Genomic DNA, 20,298 nt, shown 5'->3' on the forward strand with positions numbered 1-20,298 from the left:
AAAGTAAAAGGGCACCTATGATTCCCGGAGAAATCCAGGTCGCTTCCGATCGGGGCGACATCGAACTCAATCCCGGTCGTGAGACGCGCAGGTTGCGGGTAGAAAATACCGGTGATCGCCCGATTCAGGTGGGCTCCCATTACCATTTTTTTGAGACCAACCCGGCGCTGCGTTTTGAGCGCGCGCAGGCGCGCGGGTTTCACCTCAATATTGCTTCGGGCACTGCCGTGCGCTTTGAGCCGGGACAGGGCCGTGAGGTGGAACTGGTGGCCTATGCCGGTCGCCGCGAAGTCTACGGCTTTCGCGGTGCGGTGATGGGGCCGCTGGACAGTGTGGGAGAGCCAATACCGTGAGCAGCATGGATCGAGAAAGCTACGCACAGATGTTCGGCCCCACCACCGGCGATCGTGTTCGCTTGGCGGATACAGAACTCTGGTTACAGGTGGAGAAAGACTTCACGCGCTACGGCGATGAGGTGAAGTTCGGCGGTGGCAAGGTCATTCGCGATGGTATGGGGCAGAGTCAGCGGCCGTCCGCCGAGACCCCTGACCTGGTTATCACCAACGCGCTGATTCTCGACCACTGGGGCGTGGTCAAGGCGGACGTTGCGGTAAAAAACGGGCGCATCGCGGGCATCGGCAAGGCGGGCAATCCGGATGTGCAGGACGGGGTCGAGATCGTTATCGGCCCGGGAACCGAGATCATTGCCGGGGAAGGGTCGATCCTGACCGCGGGCGGCATCGATGCACATATCCATTTTATCTGTCCGCAACAGGTGGAAGAGGCGCTGATGTCCGGTGTGACCACCATGATCGGCGGCGGTACTGGTCCGGCGACGGGCACCAATGCCACCACCTGCACCCCAGGCCCGTGGAATATCGGCAAAATGCTGCAGGCTACCGACAGCCTGCCGATGAACTTTGGCTTTCTCGGCAAGGGCAATGCGAGTTTGCCAGAGGCCCTGGAAGAACAGCTGGATGCCGGCGCCTGCGGTCTGAAATTGCATGAAGACTGGGGCACTACACCGGCGGCGATCGACTGTTGTCTGACGGTGGCGGAAAAATACGATGTGCAGGTGGCGATTCACACTGACACCCTGAACGAATCCGGTTTTGTGGATGACACCATCGGCGCCTTCAAGGGCCGTGCGATTCACACCTATCACACGGAGGGGGCCGGTGGCGGCCATGCGCCGGACATTATCAAGGCCTGCGCGTCGGACAATGTTCTGCCGTCGTCCACCAATCCCACGCGCCCGTTCACGGTAAACACTGTAGACGAACATCTCGACATGCTGATGGTGTGCCACCACCTGGACACCAGCATTCCGGAAGATATTGCGTTTGCCGATTCCCGCATTCGCAAGGAAACCATTGCCGCCGAAGATATTTTTCACGACCTCGGCGCCTTCAGCATGATTGCATCGGATTCTCAGGCGATGGGCCGTGTGGGCGAAGTGATTACCCGCACCTGGCAGACCGCGCACAAAATGAAAGTGCAGCGCGGCAACCTGGCAGAAGACTGCTCCGGTGAAACCGCCGGCGCGGATAATTTCCGGGCGCGCCGTTATATCGCCAAGTACACCATCAACCCCGCTATTACCCACGGCGTTGCCCACGAGGTGGGCTCCATCGAGGTTGGGAAACTGGCGGACCTGGTACTGTGGAAGCCCGCCTTTTTCGGCATCAAACCTTCGATGATTTTGAAAGGCGGGATGATTGCCGCCGCGCCCATGGGCGATCCCAACGCTTCCATTCCCACGCCACAACCCGTGCACTACCGGCCCATGTTCGGCGCCCACGGAATGGCCGCGGCGAAAACCTCGGTGACCTTTGTGCCGCAGGCGGCGCTGGAAAACAGCGTGGGGCAAAAGCTGGGCCTGCAGCGCAATCTGGTGGCGTGTAAAAATACGCGCAATATCCGCAAGAAAGACATGCTGCTGAACGACTGGCAGCCGGACGTCAGCGTCGATCCGCAAACCTATGAAGTGCGTGCCGATGGCGAGTTGTTGACATGCGAGCCGGCCACAGAACTGCCACTGGCCCAGCGCTACACACTGTTTTGACGGTTCTGGATAACAGCGTGGATCGGCGCATGAACGGGAGCACAAACGTGACACTGGATATTTACCAACGCCTTGGCACCCACAGCGGCAAAACCGCACAGTATGTTGTGGTGCTGGATCACCTGCAGCGTGACCGTGGCCGGTTGCGCGCGCAGGCCACCGACGGCAGCGAAGTGCGCATTTTCTTGGAGCGGGGAAAACCGCTGCAGGTAGGTGAAATTCTACAGAGCCAGTGCGGCAAGCTGGTGGAGGTGGTGGGGGCGGAAGAGCCGGTAACCACCGCCCGCTGTGAAGACTGGTTTCTGTTTAGCCGCGCCTGCTATCACCTGGGAAACCGCCACGTAAAACTGCAGCTTGGCAATGCAGATAGTGGCCGATGGCTGCGGATTACCCCCGACCACGTACTGGAAGAAATGCTTGAGCTGCTCGGGCTCAGCCTGACGCGGGAACACGCGGTATTTGTCCCCGAGTCCGGTGCTTACAGCGGTGGGCATGCCCATGGCCACTCCAGCGGCCACCAACACAGTCACGGTCATCATGAACATCACCACCACTGACGCGGCGCTGTTGCGCCTGCTGCAGCTCTCCAGCGCCAGCCTGCCGGTTGGGGGCTATGCCTTCTCCCAGGGGCTGGAATATGCGGTGGATGACGGTTGGGTGACAACACTGGATCACACCCGCGACTGGCTCTCGGTGCAGTTGAAGGCATCCCTCGCACAGGTCGACTGCCCCATTCTGTTGCGCTGCCATCGGGCCCTGCAGGGCAACGACGTGAAACGGCTGCGCTACTGGAATGACTACGCACTTGCCTGCCGGGAAACCCGCGAACTGCGCCTGACCGATACCGCCACCGGCAATGCCCTGGTGCGGCTGCTGGTGCAGCTGCAGGTGGCGCAGCCCTTCACCCAGAAAGAAACCAGCTTCGTGGCCGCCTTTGCCATCGCCGCCCACCACTGGCAGCTGAATGAGGACGCCGCGCTACTCGGCCTGGTGTGGGCATGGCTGGAGAATCAGGTGGCCGCCGCGACCAAACTGGTGCCGCTGGGGCAGACGCAGGCCCAGCAATTGATTGGCGAAATACAACAACAGGTACCTGCGGCCATCCTGCACGCGCGTGCGCTGCAAGATGCCGATCTCGGTGCTGGCCTGCCCGCGCTCGCTATCGCCAGCGCGCAACATGAGCACCAGTACAGTCGCCTGTTCCGGTCTTAATCCGTATTTGGGAGAGCAATACCATGACCACATCCAACAAACAGACCCTGCGAGTGGGCATCGGCGGCCCGGTAGGCTCGGGCAAAACGGCGCTGTTGCGTGAGCTGTGTGGCGCCATGCGCGAGCACTACGACATCGCCGTGGTCACCAACGATATTTACACCCAGGAAGATGCAAAGTTTCTCACCCAGCACGAGGCGTTGAGTGCGGATCGCATTCTCGGTGTGGAGACGGGCGGTTGCCCGCACACCGCCATTCGTGAAGATGCGTCGATGAACCTGGCGGCTATCGACGAGCTTATCGCCCGCCACGGCGCGCTCGATGTGGTTTTTGTGGAGAGCGGCGGGGACAACCTGAGTGCCACCTTTAGCCCGGAACTTTCCGACCTGACCATCTACGTGATTGACGTATCCGCCGGTGACAAGATCCCGCGTAAAGGTGGCCCGGGTATCACCCGCTCCGACCTGCTGATTATCAATAAGATCGACCTGGCTCCTCTAGTTGGCGCTTCGCTTGAAGTCATGGACCGGGATGCCAAAAAAATGCGCGGCGAGCGCCCCTTTGTCTTTTCTAACCTGAAAGTGCAGAAGGGCTTGAAAGAGATTATCCAGTTCATCGTGCGCGAGGGCATGCTGGAAGAAAAGGCCATCCCCGCAATCGCTTAAGTTACCCCCTGATAAAATTCAAGAAGTAGAGAGCAACATGAAACTGAAAAAAATCCTGTTAGTGTTTACCACGTTTGTTTGCGTCACGTTTAGCCTGTTTTCCCAGGCTCACGAAGGCCATGCGCCTGCTGGCGTGATTCACGAAATGCACCATATGCTGTGGCTTGCCATGGCGCTGTCGGTGAGTGCGTTGGCGGTTTTCCTGATCAGAAAATCCGTGAAAAGCCGCTCAGAAAAACCGTGATACGCGAGACCAGCAATCGACGCGCTCCGGACGAATCACCGGGACGCGAAGAACGGGCGGTGGGTAACGGTTTTTACAGGCGTTACCCGGTGCTTTGCCGCTATCCAGGCCGCTAGCATCCGCTAGCCGCTGCCAGCCCCTGTCAGCCCCATCACTCAAGAATCCGGGTTTATCGCCCGAATCGCAATGCCCGCCGCGGCGGTCCGGTTCTCCACCCCGAGCTTGGAGAATACTCCCTCCAGGTGTTTGTTCACCGTGCGTGGGCTCACGCTGAGAATCTCACCGATTTCCCGGTTCGTTTTGCCATTGGCAATCCAGAACAACACCTCCGACTCCCGTTTGGTGAGCGACAACTTCTCGCGCAAGATATCCTCACCGGCGGGACCGCCGTCGTCCACCAGCTTTAATAAAAACATCATTGCATCCCGCTGCTCGATAAACACCACCGCCAGCGGCTGGCGTAAACCCTCGAGCTTCAGCTTCTGCCCTCCGTCCGGATTGCGCGAAAGCCAAACCTGTAAATGCCCAGCAACTTGCGCTTGCGCATCGGGTTCCAGTGCGCCGGCGCTACTCAGCAGGGCATAGGTTTGCGGGGTAGCCCAGTGCATGCGGCCTTCGGTGTCCACCGTAAACAGAAACTGTCCCGTCGAGTCCAGTGCCTGGTGGGCGCTGGAGGTCAGGCGCGCATTACTCAGGTGTACCTTCATGCGCGCCAGTAATTCATTGGGCTGGATCGGTTTGGTCAGGTAATCCACGCCACCACTTTCGAGGCCCCGCACAATGCTTTCCGATTCGGTCAGCCCCGTCATAAAAATCACTGGAATCGATGCCAGCTCCGGGTCGGCCTTCAGCAAGCGACAGGTTTCGAATCCATCCAGCCCCGGCATGAGCGCATCCAGCAGGATCATATCCGGGCGCAGGCGGCGGGCAATGTTTAGCGCCTGGCTGCCATCCAGCGCGACCAGCACGTCGATCCCAGCCTGCTCCAGAATATCGTTAATCAGGCTCAGGGTGTCGGGCGAATCGTCCACTACCAGCACGATATCGCCGGTTTGCGCGTCCGCCGCCGGTTGCGAGCGGCTCGCTGTATCGTCACAGGTTTTCATGCACGCTCCTTGTTTTCCAGCGCTTCGCTCAACTGCTCGAAGCGCATGGTGTCCGCCAGCTGGCGGAATTCGTCGACTCGATGTGCGTTTATCACCGACGCTTCCGCAAGCCGGTCGAGCGTGCGGTGCACACCGCTGCGGTAGCCGATACGGGCGTACGCCAACAGCTCCGCTACCAGTGGATGCTCCGGAAGCACTTCTGCTTCTGTGGGTGGGGTTAACGTGGGCCGAATAGCCGTGTCGGTATCCATCCCGTAGACCCACTCCAGTTTCAGTAATCGAGCCAGGGTGTCGAACAACTTCTGGTTCACCAGGGGTTTCACCAGGTAGGCATCGTGATCGGCGGGTTCACTGTCGCCGGGGGTGAGGTGTCGCTCCTGGGCATCCGCCGAGAGCATGACAATGGGCGCGGATATTTTGCGCGCGCGCAGTTCCTGCGCAAGATCCAGCCCGTTGATGCCCGGCATCGTCACATCCAGCAGAAACAGATCCGGACGTTGATGCTGCACCAGCGCCAGGCAATCCTCGCCGCTTTGTGCCTCCAGTATGGAAAAGCCCAGGGGGGTCAGCAGGTCGCCAATCAGCCCGCGGTGAATCGGCTCGTCGTCCACCACCATCACGCTGCGCCGTGGACCCCGATAGCCGCTGATGCGGCGTTCCGGTACTTCACTGCGGCGCTCGTCCTCCACCCACGACAGCAACAGGGACACGGTGAAGCGGCTGCCTTTGCCCACTGCACTTTCCAGGCGCAATTCGCCGCCCATGATTTCCGTCAGCAGATAGGCAATGGTCAGCCCCAGCCCGGTGCCGGTAGCCACCGGTGTGGTGCCGTTGCGCACCCGCTCAAAGGGTTTGAGAATGCGCGCCTGGTCTTCCCGGTGTATGCCCACGCCGGTATCAACAATGGTGAACTCGGCCACCTGATTGCGATAGCGGATGTGGAATTCCACCTTACCCTCACGGGTATACTTGATTGCGTTGGACAGGAGGTTGATCAGTATCTGTCGCAGCCGCTTCTCATCGGCGATTACCGTCGTTGGCAGCGGGTTGTGGATGTGGAAATAGAAGCGCACGCCTTTTGATTCGGCCTGTGGACGAAACATGTCCACCATCTGTTCGAGTAACTCGGGCAGTCGCACGTGGTTGCGATAGATATCCAGGCGTCCCGCTTCAATTTTGGAAATATCCAGCAGACCCTCAATCAAATCGGTCAGGTACTCCCCGCTGCGCTTGATGATGCGCAGCCCATTGCGATGTTTGTCGGGAATATCCTGCTGCTGGTTGAGCAGTTGCGCATAGCCGAGTATGGATTGCAGGGGGGTGCGCAGCTCGTGGCTGATGCCCGAGAGGTAACGGCTCTTGGCACTGTTGGCGCGGTCCGCCTGCTCCTTTGCGGCCTGCAGGGCGCGGTCGGTTTCCTTGTGCGCTTCGATTTCATTCAGCAAAAGGCGCGTCTGGCGGTTGGACTCCATCTGCGCAACGATGCGGCTGTCGTGGGTCAGCAGGAACAGCCAGGCGAGCACACCGGCGATTAGCAACAGCACCACGAACAGGGTCCACATCGCTTGGCTGAGCAAAGCGGCATCACTCTCGCTGGCGGGCTGAAGCTGGCCGTAAATCAGCGACAGAACCCCCGCAATCCCCACGCTGGCACCCAGCAACAAAAAGGCAAAGCGCCCCAGCCGCGAGTCCACCCCGTTCACCACCTGTTCCGGCACCAGCATTTTGGCAAAGGCGGCAAGCTGCTGGGAAAGGCGCGCATCCGGTTTGCAGGCGTCCAGGCAGCGGGAGTCCAGGGAGCAACACAGTGAGCAGATCGGGCCGCGGTAGGCCGGGCAGTGGCTCATGTCGGCGGGTTCGAAATCATTTTCGCAGATGCAGCAGGTCTGTGCGGACTGGATATGGGTGCTGCCCGCAGGTGCATCATCGCCATCAAAAAAATCCTGGTGACGCGCGAGATAAAAATGGCCGCGGGTGACAAGGCCCAACAGCGGAACCATCACAAAGCAGATGCCGAGAGAGATAAAGCTGGCGAAATTTTTCGCCCCCTCACCAAAGTGGCCCAGATAGCACACGATACCGATCACCGATGCCAGCAGCATGGAGCCCACGCCCACCGGGTTGAAGTCGTACAGGTGCGAGCGCTTGAACTCCACGTAGGACGGACTGATACCCAGCGGTTTGTTGATCATCAGGTCTGCGGCGAGGCAGCCCAGCCAGCTGATGGCGACCAGTGAAAAAATACCGAGCACGCCTTCCAGTGCGCGGTAAATACCAAGCTCCATCAGAATCAGCGCGATGCTGACATTGAACACCAGCCACACCACTCGCCCGGGATGGCTGCGGGTCAGCCGTGAGAAAAAGTTCGACCAGGCGATGGAGCCTGCGTAGGCGTTGGTGACGTTGATCTTCATCTGTGAGATGAGCACCATCACGCCCGCCAGAATCAATGCCATGGTGGGGGATTGAGTCACGTAGTTGAAGACGCTCTGGTACATATACACCGGGTCTGCGGCCTGCTCGGCCGAAGCGCCGTCGGTGATGGCGAGGTAAGCGAGAAACGAGCCAAACAGCATCTTGATAACCCCGATCAGGATCCAGCCCGGCCCGGCCAGGGTTAGCCAGAACCACCAGCGTCGGCGATTTTCCCGGGTTTTCTCCGGCATAAAACGCAGGTAATCCACCTGTTCGCCAATCTGCGCCACCATCGCAAAAAACACCGCACTGGCTGCGCCAAACAGCATCCAGTCGAATGCCGCCCCCGTGGGATTGTGTTGCGGTGTGTACTGGGTCCAGTCGTCGACCCGCGACAGTTCAAACCACGCCGCAATCCCCAGCGCCAGGCACTGCAGCAGCAGCCACAGGGGCTGGGTGCCAATCTGGAATTTGCTTACCGCCTGGATGCCGTGGGTCACGATGGGGATGACCGCGACCGCGCAAAATATGTAGCCGATGGCGGGAGGGATGCCCAGCAGGGCGTGCAGGGCCGAGGTGAGAATGGCGGCCTCGATGGCAAAAAAGATAAACGTGAACGAGGCGTAGATCAGTGAGGTGATGGTGGAGCCGAGGTAACCGAAGCCGGCGCCGCGGGTAAGCAGGTCGATATCCAGCCCGTGTTTGGCGGCGTAGTAGGTGATCGGGAAACCGGTGATGAAGATGACCGCGGCCACGGCGAGCATGGCCGCCACCGTATTGACGAACCCGTAATTCAGGGTGACCGCAGCGGCGATCGCTTCCAGTGCGAGAAACGCGGTGGCCCCCAGAGCGGTTTTGGCTACCTGTTCAATGGTAAAGCGGCGCCCGCGCACCGCGGTAAATCGCAGTGCGAAGTCTTCGAGGGTCTCGTCCCCGACCCACTTGTTGTAGGTCCGCCGGACGCGGAATACCTGTTGTGCGGGTCGCATGGTGTGTTGTTGCCCGTCGTTATCGTTGCCCGTAAATATTCCAACCACCGGGTTCCGCCTTGGTTATTTGTTCTTTTATGCAACAAGAATACCGGATTCTGTGTGGTTTCCTGCCATCTTTAGTGTACGTCTCCGCATATTTCTGGAAACCGTCAAATGACGTAGTTACCGGCCCCAATACGCGTATGGCTCCCCTGTGCCTGCGGTCGAATAATCGATAGCACCAAAAAATAACCAATCGAGACGACAACAGAGGGGATGACCATGGAGATGTGTTCAACAGGAAAACGACCGCAACAGGCGCTTCAGTCGAGAAGCTCCTGGTTGCGTGGTGCTTGTGCGGTGGGTGTGCTGGCCGCGAGCATGGTGTCGCTGCCGGCGGCCGCCAAACAGTTCGAGTCCGAAGGTGGCCAGACATTCAGTATCGGTGCCGGCTTTCGCTCCCAGTTCCAGTCGGTGGAAGGCGATAGTGCGTTCACCATGCCGGATATCCGCGTGTACACCTCCGGCCAGCTGAGTGACACGGTGAAGTTCACCTTCAACCTGCAGCAGCGGGACGGCGATACCGTGGATGTGCTGGATGCCATTGCCCAGTTCGAATTCAGCCCCGCGTTCAATATCTGGGCCGGGCGCATGCTGACGCCTGCGGATCGAATTGAAATGAGTGGCCCCTACTATGCCCTCAGCTGGAACCAGTATCGCCAGCCGCTGTACGCCTCCGACCAGGGCGGCCAGGCGGGTCTGATCGGCCGTGACGAAGGGATTACCTTCTGGGGCACCGCCGGTAAATTCCAGTATGCCGCGGGTAGCTTTATTGGCCTCGACGAATACAGCAACCAGGACGAGAACCCGCTGTACGCCGCGCGCTTTGCCTACAACTTCCTGAATATGGAATCCAACCCCGGGTACTACACCAGCTCCACCTACTACGGTGGCCTGGGCAATATCTTTACCCTGGCACTCTCCCTGCAAAGTCAGGAAGACGGTGTGGGCAGCGCAGAATCCGCCGGTGACTTCTCCGGCTGGACAGTCGACATGCTGTCGGAAACCGTACTGGATGCCGGCGGAGTGATCACCGTTGAGGCGGAGTACAAGAGCTTCGATGCGGACTACACCCTCGCTTCCCAGCCGATGACCGGCGACTGCTTCTGCCTGTTTGATGGCGAGTCTGCATTTGCCACCGCAGCCTATTTATTCCCGAGCAATGTCGGCCCGGGCAAATTCCAGCCGTACCTGCGCCTCGTGGAAAACAGCCCCTCCGATGCCGACAGCAGCAGTTCCACCGAGCTGGGCCTCAATTATGTGGTCAATGGCCACAACACCCGCCTGAACCTCAGTTTTGTTTCCGGTGATGCCAATGCATCGGGCTATGCGGGCGCGGATGTCGATGTATTGAGTCTCGGTATGCAAGTCCAGCTTTAAGACCTGTACACGCGCAGCCGCCACGGTGTGCTGCGCCATCAAAAAAGAATACAAGGAGTCATTCCATGAACATGAAAAAGATTATCGCCAGCCTGGCTTTCGCTGCGGGCACCAGCGTGGTGAGTGCCGCCGCACTGGCCGCAGAGACCATTAAAGTGGGTGTGCTGCACTCCCTCTCCGGCACCATGGCCATCAGTGAAACTACCCTCAAAGACACCGTGCTGATGATGGTGGAAGAGCAGAATCGCAAGGGCGGCCTGCTGGGTAAACAACTGGAAGCGGTGGTGGTTGACCCGGCTTCCGACTGGCCGCTATTTGCGGAGAAGGCGCGCGAGCTGCTCACCAAAGAGAAGGTCGATGTCATCTTCGGCTGCTGGACATCGGTATCGCGCAAGTCGGTACTGCCGGTGATTGAGGAGCTGAACGGACTCATGTTCTACCCGGTACAGTACGAGGGTGAAGAGTCCTCCAAAAATGTGTTTTACACCGGCGCTTCCCCCAACCAGCAGGCCATTCCTGCCGTGGATTACCTGATGTCAGACCTGGAAGTTGAACGCTGGGTGCTCGCAGGCACCGACTACGTGTATCCACGCACCACCAACAAGATTCTTGAGGCGTACCTGGCAGACAGTGGCGTCGCCAAAGAAGACATCATGATCAGCTATACGCCATTCGGTCACTCCGACTGGCAGAGCATCGTGTCCGATATCAAAAAGTTCGGCAGTGCGGGTAAAAAGACCGCCGTGGTCTCCACTATTAACGGTGACGCCAATGTGCCGTTCTACAAAGAACTCGCCAACCAGGGCGTGAGCTCCGAAGACATTCCTGTGGTGGCGTTTTCCGTGGGTGAGGAAGAACTTTCCGGTATCGATACCGGTCCGCTGGTTGGGCACCTGGCCGCATGGAACTACTTTCAGGGTATCGATAGCGAGGCCAACGACTACTTTGTTCAGCAGTGGAAGAAGTTCATTGGTGATGAAAAGCGCGTAACCAATGATCCTATGGAAGCCACCTATATCGGTTTCAACATGTGGGCCAAGGCGGTGGAAAAAGCGGGTACCACGGAAGTGGATGCCGTAGAACAGGCGATGATCGGTATCGAGTTCCCCAATCTGACCGGCGGTGTTGCCAAGATGAATAAAAATCACCACCTGTCCAAGCCGGTATTCATCGGTGAGATCCAGGATGACGGCCAGTTTGAAGTGGTGTGGGCAACCGACGACGTCGTACCCGGCGATGCCTGGTCCGACTTCCTGCCGGGCTCCAAAGACCTGATCGCCGACTGGACCGCACCCATCAAATGCGGCAATTACAACACCAAGGCCGAAGCTTGCAGCGGCCAGGTTCAGTAATCCCGACGATAACGGTGAGTGGTTCCTTTTTTCTTCACGGATGATGGAAAGAAAAAACCTCAAGTGAGCTCACCGCATATCACAGGGTTAGCCGAAGCGCTCTCTGCCTGTAGAGCACTTCGGTTAGGGAGTTAGCCCCGGCAATACTTAATGTATTGGACTGTCCGGGGCTTGTTTCGTTTTTGTATGGTTACAGTGCCTGGCAAATCATCCTCGCGGAGCAGACCGATTTCTGCCCAGTGACGAGCCGCATTGTGGCCGAGCCGTGTCGCGGAGTTTTTTGTGAAAAAATTGATACTGAGTTGTGCCCTGCTGATGACGGCATTTGCCGCCATTTGCGTGCAGGCGCAGACGCACTCTGTACCACCTGCCGTGGAGGCCACGCTACAGCAGTTAACGAAGGCCAGCCTGCGTGAGACCGGGGAACTGGTGAAGCAGCTGGAGGATTCCGGTGGTGCCGCCATGCGGCCACTGTTTGAAACCATGCTCGCCGGTGATCTGCACTATCACAAGCCCACCGGAAATCTGATGGCGGTTAGCAAAAATACCGCCGGCGATTACCTCGGTCGGGATGTATTTACTGGCGCAGATCTGGGGGTACAGGCGCGGCGGGACATCAAGAAAATTCGCGTAAACAACCGGCTGCGCGGTCAGCTGCGCGACGCCATCGCGCGGATCAATCTGCTGCAGGGCAACCCCGAGCAGCAGCGCATGGCGCTACTGGCCATGCTGGACGATCTGTCTACCGACAACATGCGCCTGCTACAAAGCGCCTCCGAGGCCGGGGTAAGTGCCGAGGTTGCCGACCTGATCAGCCTGGCGGAAGCCATGGTGCGCCTACGGGAAAGTAACGTCACCGATGAGCGTGTTGCGGCGATTAACGCCATGAGCCACCACCTGGAGGCCCCGGTGCGCAATCAACTGCGCCGGTTGCTTGACAATGAAAATGAAGGGGATGATGCCGTGAGGGCAGCAGCCCAAAAGGCGCTGGATAAAATTACCGAGCGCATCGAATTCTACGGCCAGCTGGAGCAGCTGTTTTTTGGGCTCAGCCTCGGCTCTGTGCTGGTCCTGGCCGCCATCGGCCTTGCCATTACGTTTGGTGTAATGGGTGTGATCAATATGGCACACGGCGAAATGATCATGCTCGGCGCCTACACCACCTACGTGATTCAGCAGCTGATGCCAGAAGCCATCGGCTACTCACTATTGATTGCAGTGCCCGCGGCCTTTCTGGTGTCCGGTAGCGTGGGGGTGCTGATCGAGCGCGGTGTCATCCGTCATCTACAGGGGCGGCCGCTGGAAACCCTGCTGGCGACATTTGGCATCAGCCTGATTTTGCAGCAAGCGGTACGCAGTATTTTTTCGCCACTGAATATGCAGGTGGTAACCCCGGAGTGGATGAGCGGCTCGCTGGCGATCAATCCAGTCTTTTCTGTTACTTATAACCGTCTGTATATCCTGCTGTTTGCGCTGGCGGTGTTTGCGGCACTGGTGATGGTGTTGAAAAAAACCTCGCTCGGGCTCAACGTGCGCGCGGTCTCTCAAAATCGTGACATGGCAAAAGCCATGGGTGTTCGCACGGAAATGGTGGACGCCATGACCTTTGGACTCGGCTCTGGCATTGCTGGTGTGGCCGGTGTTGCCCTGTCGCAGTTGACCAATGTGGGCCCGAATCTGGGGCAGGCATACATCATCGACTCGTTCATGGTGGTGGTATTCGGTGGTGTGGGTAATCTGCTCGGTACACTGGTGGGTGGGTTCTCGCTCGGTGTGGCGAATAAATTTCTCGAGCCGGCGACGGGCGCGGTGCTGGCAAACATCATCGTACTGGTCTGCCTGATTCTGTTTATCCAGAAGCGTCCCAAAGGGCTGTTTCCCCAGCGTGGGAGGGCCGCAGAATGAGCACAGTAAATACCGCAATAAACAAAATCGGCCGGCTCTTCACTGAGCTGCGCCAGCCCGGTAAGGGTTCTTCCATTCTGGTGGGTGCACTGCTGGTAACAACGCTGGCCATGTCTGCCGCCAACCTGTTGTTGCCTGCGGAATCGCCGTTGTATGTCAGTACTTACACCATCACCCTGATGGGAAAATATCTATGCTTTGCCATGTTGGCCATGGCGGTGGATATCATCTGGGGCTATTGCGGCATCCTGAGTCTCGGCCACGGGGCGTTCTTTGCGCTCGGCGGTTACGGCATGGGCATGTACCTGATGCGCCAGATTGGTGACCGCGGTGTGTATGGCAATCCGGATCTGCCGGACTTTATGGTGTTTTTAAACTGGCAGGAACTGCCGTGGTACTGGTTTGGTATGGATCAGTTCTGGTTCGCCATGCTGGTGGCACTCGCCGTGCCGGGGCTGCTGGCCTTTATCTTTGGCTGGCTGGCGTTTCGCTCGCGGGTGACCGGCGTATATCTGTCCATCATGACCCAGGCGTTGACCTATGCGCTGATGCTGGCGTTTTTTCGCAATGAAATGGGGTTCGGCGGCAACAACGGGCTCACGGATTTCAAGGATATTCTCGGGTTTGATTTGCAGGCCGATGGCACACGGGTGGCGCTGTTACTGACGACCACGCTGCTGGTGGTGATCGCCTTTATCAGCAGCCGCGCGATTGTGCAGTCGCGCCTTGGCCGCGTGATTGTGGCGGTGCGGGATGCGGAGGCGCGTGCGCGCTTTCTCGGCTACCGCACCGAACACTACAAGGTATGGCTGTTCGTGTACTCGGCACTGATCGCGGCGCTGGCGGGCGTACTGTATGTACCGCAGGTGGGGATTATCAATCCCGGTGAATTTACCCCGCTCAACTCCATTGAGGTGGTGGTATGGGTGGCGGTGGGTGGCCGCGGCACGCTGTACGGCGCCATCGTTGGCGCCTTGCTGGTGAACTACGCCAAGACCCGCTTTACCGCCATTATGCCCGACGGCTGGCTGTTTGCCCTCGGCGCCTTGTTTGTGATCGTTACCGTGTACCTGCCCAAAGGGCTGGCAGGTTTGTTGCAACGCTCTCCTGATGACGCCCCTGTGCCGCCGGCGCAGGATAAAGTCCCTGCGGGCAACCGCGGAGGAATCGGCCCCCAGGAGGTCAACGCATGACAAATTTCGATTCAATTACCGGGCCCGCGCGGGAGTTGCTGCGCCGGGATACGGCGTGGCCGTTTCTGGTGCCGCGCCGGCGCTCTCCGGATGTCTCCAAGAATGTCATTCTGTATCTGGAGTCGCTGAATGTCAGCTTTGATGGTTTCAAAGCGTTAAACGATCTCACCCTGTATGTGAACGACGGGGAGCTGCGCTGCCTGATCGGCGCCAATGGGGCAGGCAAGACCACTCTGATGGATGTGATTACCGGCAAGACACCCTGCGACAGTGGCAGCGCCTGGTTTGGCCAGAATATCGACCTGCTGGCCCACGACGAGGCGGAAATTGCCCAGCTGGGCATCGGGCGGAAGTTCCAGAAACCCACGGTATTCGAAGCGCACACGGTGTTCCACAACCTGGAATTATCCCTGCAGGGGAGCAAGGGTGTGTGGAGTGCACTCACCGCGCGCCTCTCCGGTAGTGAGCGGGATCGTATCGATGAGGTGCTCAATATCATCGGCCTGGAGAAGTCCCGCTACCAGTTGGCCGGGTCCCTGTCCCACGGTCAGAAACAGTGGCTGGAGATCGGCATGTTACTGGCCGCCGAGCCGCGGCTATTGCTGGTGGATGAGCCGGTGGCGGGTATGACCGCGGAAGAAACCGAGCGCACCGCGGAGTTGCTTACCTCTCTGGCGGGCAAGCACACGGTGATTGTGGTGGAGCACGATATGGAATTTGTGCGCAGTATTGCGCGTACCGTCACGGTGCTGCATCAGGGCTCGGTACTGGCGGAGGGCACGATGGACCAGGTACAGAACAACCGCGAGGTTATTGAAGTGTATCTCGGGGAGGAAGCATGATCCGGATTGAAAAACTCAATCAGAAATACGGCGGCACCCAGATTCTGTGGGATCTCGATCTGGACATCGAGCAGGGCTCCTGTACCTGCATTATGGGCCGCAATGGTGCCGGTAAGACGACGTTACTGAAGTGCCTGATGGGTCTGTTGCCGGCCAGCGCTGGGCGCATTCTGTATCGGGGTAAACCGATTGAAGGTAGCCCGGCGCAGGCGCGGGCCAAAATGGGCATTGGCTATGTGCCCCAGGGGCGAGATATTTTTCCGCTGCTGACGGTGGAGGAAAATCTGCAGATCGGATTACCGGCGCGGGGGGACGGGCTGAAGAAAATTCCCGATCGGGTGTTCGAATTGTTTCCGGTATTGAAAGATATGCTGCACCGTCGCGGTGGCGACTTGTCTGGTGGTCAGCAACAGCAGCTGGCCATTGGTCGCGCGCTGGTGATTGACCCCAAGGTGCTGATTCTGGATGAGCCGAATGAGGGTATCCAGCCGAATATCGTTCGCCAGATCGGGGATGTCGTCACGCAGCTGAACGAGAGCGACGGGCTGACGGTGATTCTTGTGGAGCAGAAACTGGGGTTTGCGCGGCGGGTGGGTAAAGAGTTCCGCCTGATGCAGAAAGGCTCGGTGGTGGCCGCGGACAAGATGGCAAACCTGGACGATGCGCTGATTCGGCAATATCTGGCAGTGTAATCGGGGGCAGGATTGGGGAGTGCAATCGGGCGGTATAGAGTCCCGCGGTATAGGATCCCGCGATTGCGTCAGCGCACTTCCACCCGGTCACCGATGTGTATGCTGGCCGGTGCCTGCACGGCGGAAGCCGGGGCCAGGTTCATCCCAAAATAAATCTGTCCGTCTTCCCAACGCCGGTAGCTGGCCAGCGTGCGCAGGGGTTCTTTCTGCGCGCGTCCGGTAAACGGATGCAGGCCGGGGATGGCGCAGCGCGCACAGGGGTGGGTGCAATCGAATACCAGGGGGCCGTCATGGGTATGGATCGTGAGGGTTTTCCAGTGGTCTTCAGCGAAGGGTTCGCAGCCACTGATCACCAGGTTGGGGCGGAAGCGCAGCATGGATACCGGCTCGGCGAGGCGACTGTTGAGATCATCCAGAGAAGCCTGACTGATCACCAGCAGTGGCGCAGCGTCGGCAAACCCCACCTGACGATCTTCCCGCGGCGACGCCAACGGCCGCTGGAATTCTTCACCCATGGCGACGAGACGCACCGCTGTGCCTAGCTGCTCACTCAACCACTGCGCGGCCGCATCGCCGGCATCGCGCGCAAGCACATCGTCATCCCAGACCCGCACCGTTCTCACATCGGCACCAATCTCAGGCTGGGGTACATCAATACTGACCCCCTCGGCATTTTCCAGGCGTACGCCGACCCCGGTTACCGTGGCTTTGAGTTGCGCCATGGAACGCAGGCGGCGCTGGGTAACGAACTGATTTTCGTCGTCTACCAGCATCCAGCGGCGGTCGTTGACCGCACCGAACTGGTCCAGTGGCAAAGACTTGCACTTGTGCCCCTGCAGGGATTTAACCGGAAAATGGTAGAGCGCGGAGATTCGCACCGTCGATTCCTTAATAGGTCGATTCTTTTATACGCTGATTCTTTCATGGATTGATGCTTTCCTGAAGTATGTCGCGCAATCCACGCCGCGCATCACGTACATTAACCTGATCCTATGTTTCCCTGCCTACCATTTTTTGTGGAATCCCAAGCGCGCCTCGAACGATTCCAGTTCACCGGAATCAATATCCTGGGTGTAGTCGATGATGCCGAACAGGCTGGTTGTGCCACTGAAGTCGACCGTCAGGCCGATCCCGGTTTCCAGCATTGTCTGCCCCCGGCCTACGAATATGGGGGTGGTATTGAAATAGACCGGGTCGGAGCCGTGGTCTTCGTGCCAGATGTTGGCCTTGAAGTAGGGGCGCCACAAGTTGTTTCCATGCAGGATATCGGCAACAAATCGACCTCCGATGCGTGCGGTCAGTGCATTTACATTATCGAATGAGATATTTGAGAATCTGTCCTGCGAACCGCTCATGTTTTGGTGTTGCCAGATCAGTTGCCCCTGGGGTTCCAGCGTCCAGGTCCCATCGAGTGGAATGGGGATACCCACCTCCATGGAGGCCGTAATTTCGTTGCCATCGATATCCGCGCTCACCCCTCGGTAAGAGCGGCTCTCTCCGTCAAAACTGGATAACAACAGCACGCCGTCAAAGTAGGCGCCGCCGGGCCAGTGGTGAGTCCAGTAGCCGCCCAGGTTGTGTTGATCCAGCTCGACCTTGCCGGTTGCGAGGTTTTTCTGCGCCAGCGCGAATCCGCTCACATCGCCATTGGCGCCACCGCGACCGATCATCACACCGAATATATCCCTTTGCCCGCCGGCACTGCTGCGACCGTAAATGGGAACACCGAGCTGTATTCCCCACAGGTTCCCATCGTACTTCTGGTCGACGGTGCCTCCCTGGCTGAGCTTGAGCTGGTCGCCGAAAGCGCGTACCCAAAGCGCGCTGCTGCCGTTATTGCGCTTGGACCAAGCTTGCTCGCCCTCGCGCTCGTGAAACGTGCCAACGGTCTCCATGGTCAGAGCCCGACTCACCGAGGGCAGTGCAACATGGGTGGGCACCTCGGGCCGATAGATCGGAGTGATGATCCCGGTGCCGCCAGACGACGAGCTGCCGCTTGAGCTGGAGCTGCCACTGGACGAACTACTGGAGCTGCTGGAAGAGCTCCCGGAGGAACTGGAGCCGCTGCTGGAGCTGCTGCCGGAAGAGCTTCCGGAGGAGCTGGAGCCCGAGGAGCTCGAAGACCCGGACGAACTACTGGACGTGCTGCCACCGGAGCTACCGCTGGACGAGCTACTGGAGCTGCTGCTCGAGGAACTGGACCCACTACTGGAGCCGGAGGAACTCGACGAGCCGGAAGAGCTGCTGGACGTGCTGCCGCCGGAGCTACCGCTGGATGAGCTACTTGAAGTGCTGCCACCGGAACTACCGCTGGACGAGCTACTGGAGCTGCTGCTAGAGGAACTGGACCCGCTACTGGAGCCGGAGGAACTCGACGAGCCGGAAGAGCTGCTGGACGTGCTGCCGCCGGAGCTACCGCTCGAAGAGCTACTTGAAGTGCTGCCACCGGAGCTACCGCTGGACGAGCTACTGGAGCTGCTGCTAGAGGAACTGGACCCGCTACTGGAGCCGGAGGAACTCGACGAGCCGGAAGAGCTGCTGGACGTGCTGCCGCCGGAGCTACCACTAGAAGAGCTACTGGAGCCGCTACTAGAGGAGCTGGACCCGCTACTGGAGCCTGAGGAACTCGACGAGCCGGAGGAACTGCTGGAAGTGCTGCCACCGGAGCTTGAGCTGGACGAGCTGCTACCGGAACCGCCCGAGCTTGAGCTTGACGAACTACTCGACGAGCTATTGGCCATATGGGATCGCAGGTACCAGTTGTTCTCGGTACCCGCACTTACCCCTCCGCGAAACAGCAAGTATTCATAGGGCCCGGCAGCGACAATGTTCGCCAGGGAAAAAGTACTCGGTGTGCTGCGGCCGTCGATGACCAGATTGACCAGAATGCCATCTGCAACCGTGAGTGCGCCGGGGCCATTGGTGTTGTTGATAAACAGCTGGGTAGAGCCCTGCTCATTGCCGATGGTGCGCAAGTAATCGGAGGGCGAGTCATCACTGGCCAGGAATGTATCGAGTGCCATGCGCCCATTCTGGCCGAGGTAGTCGCCGGTGAGGGAGAGAATATCGAAGGGGCTGTTATTACCGGTCATATCGATCAGGCCAGCGTTTCTCAAGTCAACGCTATTGCCGGGTACCGCCGGTGCGATTCGTCTCTGGCCCTGGTTGGCAAACAGTGTGGCACTGCGGTCGATAAAAAGGCTGCCCGTGTTCGTCCCACTGTCGCCAAGTATCAGGTCGCCATTCATGGTCAGTTCGGACCCGCTGAGCAGTCTGATCTGTTCCCATTGGGTCAAGCGGTCGGGTCGGCCACCGATGGTGTTTTCCCACTCCAGCTCGTCCGTTCCGAGACCGCCATTGATGGGGTACCCCATCAGGTTGGTGTCGGTCAGCCCGATCAGGCGGACGTTATCGTCGCCATCTTGCATATCCAGATTGCGGACCTGTCCGCCACTCCAGGTCAGCTCGTCATTATCCGCACCGGCCATATAGCTGGTTAGCACTCCGCCGAGGATCGTCGCCTGATCTTTCCCGTCGCCCTGTTGCACCGAATTTACAAAGCCACCCTCCATCACGAAGGTGTCATCGCCCGAGCCCTGATCCACCTGAGCGTTGATACGGGCACCGGCGCGATTGATGACGGTGTCACTGCCACCGTCCAGTGACACGGCTGTGCCCTGAATGGTGCCGCTGTTGTCGACAATGGTGTCCGCGTCACCAGTGACCAGAATTCCCGAATTAATCGTGGCGCTCGCCTCGTTGGTGATACGCAGGGAACCATTGCCAGACGCCGTAATACCCTGGTTCAGCGTGCCCTGGTTGACGACGGAATTGTCACCGTCACCATTAATGGTCAGGAACTGGTTGATGTTTCCTGTGGCGCGGTTGACGATGTTGTGGTCGCCATCGCCGGACATCTCCAGCCCCTGGTTGATGGTTCCCACATTGTCAAAGTTCAGCAGGCCAATGTTGAGCAGGCTGACACTTTGGAGAACGCCGGCATTGTCGATGGTGAGCGTCCGCACATCGGTGGCGGCGATGGTCCCATTCAGGCTGGCCCCCGGCAGAATATCAATCGTTAAGTCTCTGAGGTTGTCGACCGCAAATCCAGGATCGCTACCGGAGCAGGTGATGGTGTCGCCGGACATCGGCGGGACCGGCTGGCAGTCTGCTTGTGCCCAGGGAGCCAAAACGCC

The 20,298-nt window shown here is 58.9% G+C and carries 16 protein-coding genes; 12 read left to right on the top strand and 4 right to left on the bottom strand.

Going from position 1 to position 20,298, the window contains the following annotated elements:
* Positions 1–17 precede the first annotated feature (17 nt).
* The 6 genes from AU182_RS04770 to AU182_RS04795 are packed head-to-tail and all read left to right on the top strand — an operon-like array spanning position 18 to position 4,186.
* Positions 18–353, top strand: coding sequence for an urease subunit beta (locus AU182_RS04770; protein ID WP_066961311.1), 336 nt, complete (start codon positions 18–20; stop codon positions 351–353).
* Positions 350–2,065, top strand: coding sequence for an urease subunit alpha (gene ureC, locus AU182_RS04775; protein ID WP_066961314.1), 1,716 nt, complete (start codon positions 350–352; stop codon positions 2,063–2,065). The genes AU182_RS04770 and ureC overlap by 4 nt, the downstream gene beginning before the upstream one ends.
* A gap of 29 nt (positions 2,066–2,094) precedes the next feature.
* The gene (gene ureE, locus AU182_RS04780) at positions 2,095–2,622 is read left to right on the top strand and encodes an urease accessory protein UreE (protein ID WP_066962182.1); all 528 of its coding nucleotides are present in this window, start codon (positions 2,095–2,097) and stop codon (positions 2,620–2,622) included.
* Positions 2,603–3,277 (top strand): urease accessory UreF family protein, encoded by a 675-nt coding sequence (locus AU182_RS04785; RefSeq protein WP_153039136.1) that lies wholly within the window; start codon positions 2,603–2,605, stop codon positions 3,275–3,277. The genes ureE and AU182_RS04785 overlap by 20 nt, the downstream gene beginning before the upstream one ends.
* A 23-nt stretch (positions 3,278–3,300) precedes the next feature.
* Positions 3,301–3,942: an urease accessory protein UreG gene (gene ureG, locus AU182_RS04790; protein WP_066961319.1), complete on the top strand. Its 642-nt coding sequence runs from the start codon at positions 3,301–3,303 to the stop codon at positions 3,940–3,942.
* A gap of 37 nt (positions 3,943–3,979) precedes the next feature.
* Positions 3,980–4,186, top strand: a complete 207-nt coding sequence (locus AU182_RS04795; protein ID WP_066961321.1) for a hypothetical protein — start codon at positions 3,980–3,982, stop codon at positions 4,184–4,186.
* A gap of 155 nt (positions 4,187–4,341) precedes the next feature.
* Here the strand turns inward: AU182_RS04795 and AU182_RS04800 are convergent, their stop codons facing one another.
* Complete coding sequence (locus AU182_RS04800) at positions 4,342–5,292, bottom strand: response regulator transcription factor (RefSeq protein ID WP_066961323.1); 951 nt, start codon at positions 5,290–5,292, stop codon at positions 4,342–4,344.
* Positions 5,289–8,696 (bottom strand): ATP-binding protein, encoded by a 3,408-nt coding sequence (locus AU182_RS04805; protein WP_066961325.1) that lies wholly within the window; start codon positions 8,694–8,696, stop codon positions 5,289–5,291. The genes AU182_RS04800 and AU182_RS04805 overlap by 4 nt, the downstream gene beginning before the upstream one ends.
* 264 nt (positions 8,697–8,960) lie before the next feature.
* On the opposite strand from AU182_RS04805, the gene AU182_RS04810 reads away from it, so the two are divergent.
* The 6 genes from AU182_RS04810 (at position 8,961) to urtE (ending at position 16,102) form a co-directional block, all read left to right on the top strand.
* The gene (locus tag AU182_RS04810; protein WP_153039112.1) at positions 8,961–10,118 is read left to right on the top strand and encodes a hypothetical protein; all 1,158 of its coding nucleotides are present in this window, start codon (positions 8,961–8,963) and stop codon (positions 10,116–10,118) included.
* Between the two features lie 65 nt (positions 10,119–10,183).
* Positions 10,184–11,470 carry an urea ABC transporter substrate-binding protein gene (gene urtA / locus AU182_RS04815; RefSeq protein WP_255359336.1) on the top strand — a complete coding sequence of 429 codons (1,287 nt, stop codon included), beginning with the start codon at positions 10,184–10,186 and terminating at the stop codon, positions 11,468–11,470.
* 282 nt (positions 11,471–11,752) lie between these two features.
* The gene (gene urtB / locus AU182_RS04820; RefSeq protein ID WP_227718120.1) at positions 11,753–13,375 is read left to right on the top strand and encodes an urea ABC transporter permease subunit UrtB; all 1,623 of its coding nucleotides are present in this window, start codon (positions 11,753–11,755) and stop codon (positions 13,373–13,375) included.
* A complete protein-coding gene (gene urtC / locus AU182_RS04825; RefSeq protein WP_066961327.1) occupies positions 13,372–14,568 on the top strand; it encodes an urea ABC transporter permease subunit UrtC in 1,197 nt (398 codons plus the stop codon). The genes urtB and urtC overlap by 4 nt, the downstream gene beginning before the upstream one ends.
* Complete coding sequence (gene urtD / locus AU182_RS04830) at positions 14,565–15,410, top strand: urea ABC transporter ATP-binding protein UrtD (RefSeq protein ID WP_066961330.1); 846 nt, start codon at positions 14,565–14,567, stop codon at positions 15,408–15,410. The genes urtC and urtD overlap by 4 nt, the downstream gene beginning before the upstream one ends.
* Positions 15,407–16,102, top strand: coding sequence for an urea ABC transporter ATP-binding subunit UrtE (urtE, locus tag AU182_RS04835; RefSeq protein ID WP_066961333.1), 696 nt, complete (start codon positions 15,407–15,409; stop codon positions 16,100–16,102). The genes urtD and urtE overlap by 4 nt, the downstream gene beginning before the upstream one ends.
* A 68-nt stretch (positions 16,103–16,170) precedes the next feature.
* Here the strand turns inward: urtE and AU182_RS04840 are convergent, their stop codons facing one another.
* Both AU182_RS04840 and AU182_RS16190 read right to left on the bottom strand, forming a co-directional pair.
* A complete protein-coding gene (locus tag AU182_RS04840) occupies positions 16,171–16,980 on the bottom strand; it encodes an MOSC domain-containing protein (protein ID WP_066961342.1) in 810 nt (269 codons plus the stop codon).
* A gap of 126 nt (positions 16,981–17,106) precedes the next feature.
* Positions 17,107–20,250 carry an autotransporter domain-containing protein gene (locus tag AU182_RS16190; RefSeq protein WP_082859217.1) on the bottom strand — a complete coding sequence of 1,048 codons (3,144 nt, stop codon included), beginning with the start codon at positions 20,248–20,250 and terminating at the stop codon, positions 17,107–17,109.
* Positions 20,251–20,298: the final 48 nt, after the last annotated feature.

The organism is Microbulbifer sp. Q7 (assembly GCF_001639145.1).
GTDB lineage: Bacteria > Pseudomonadota > Gammaproteobacteria > Pseudomonadales > Cellvibrionaceae > Microbulbifer.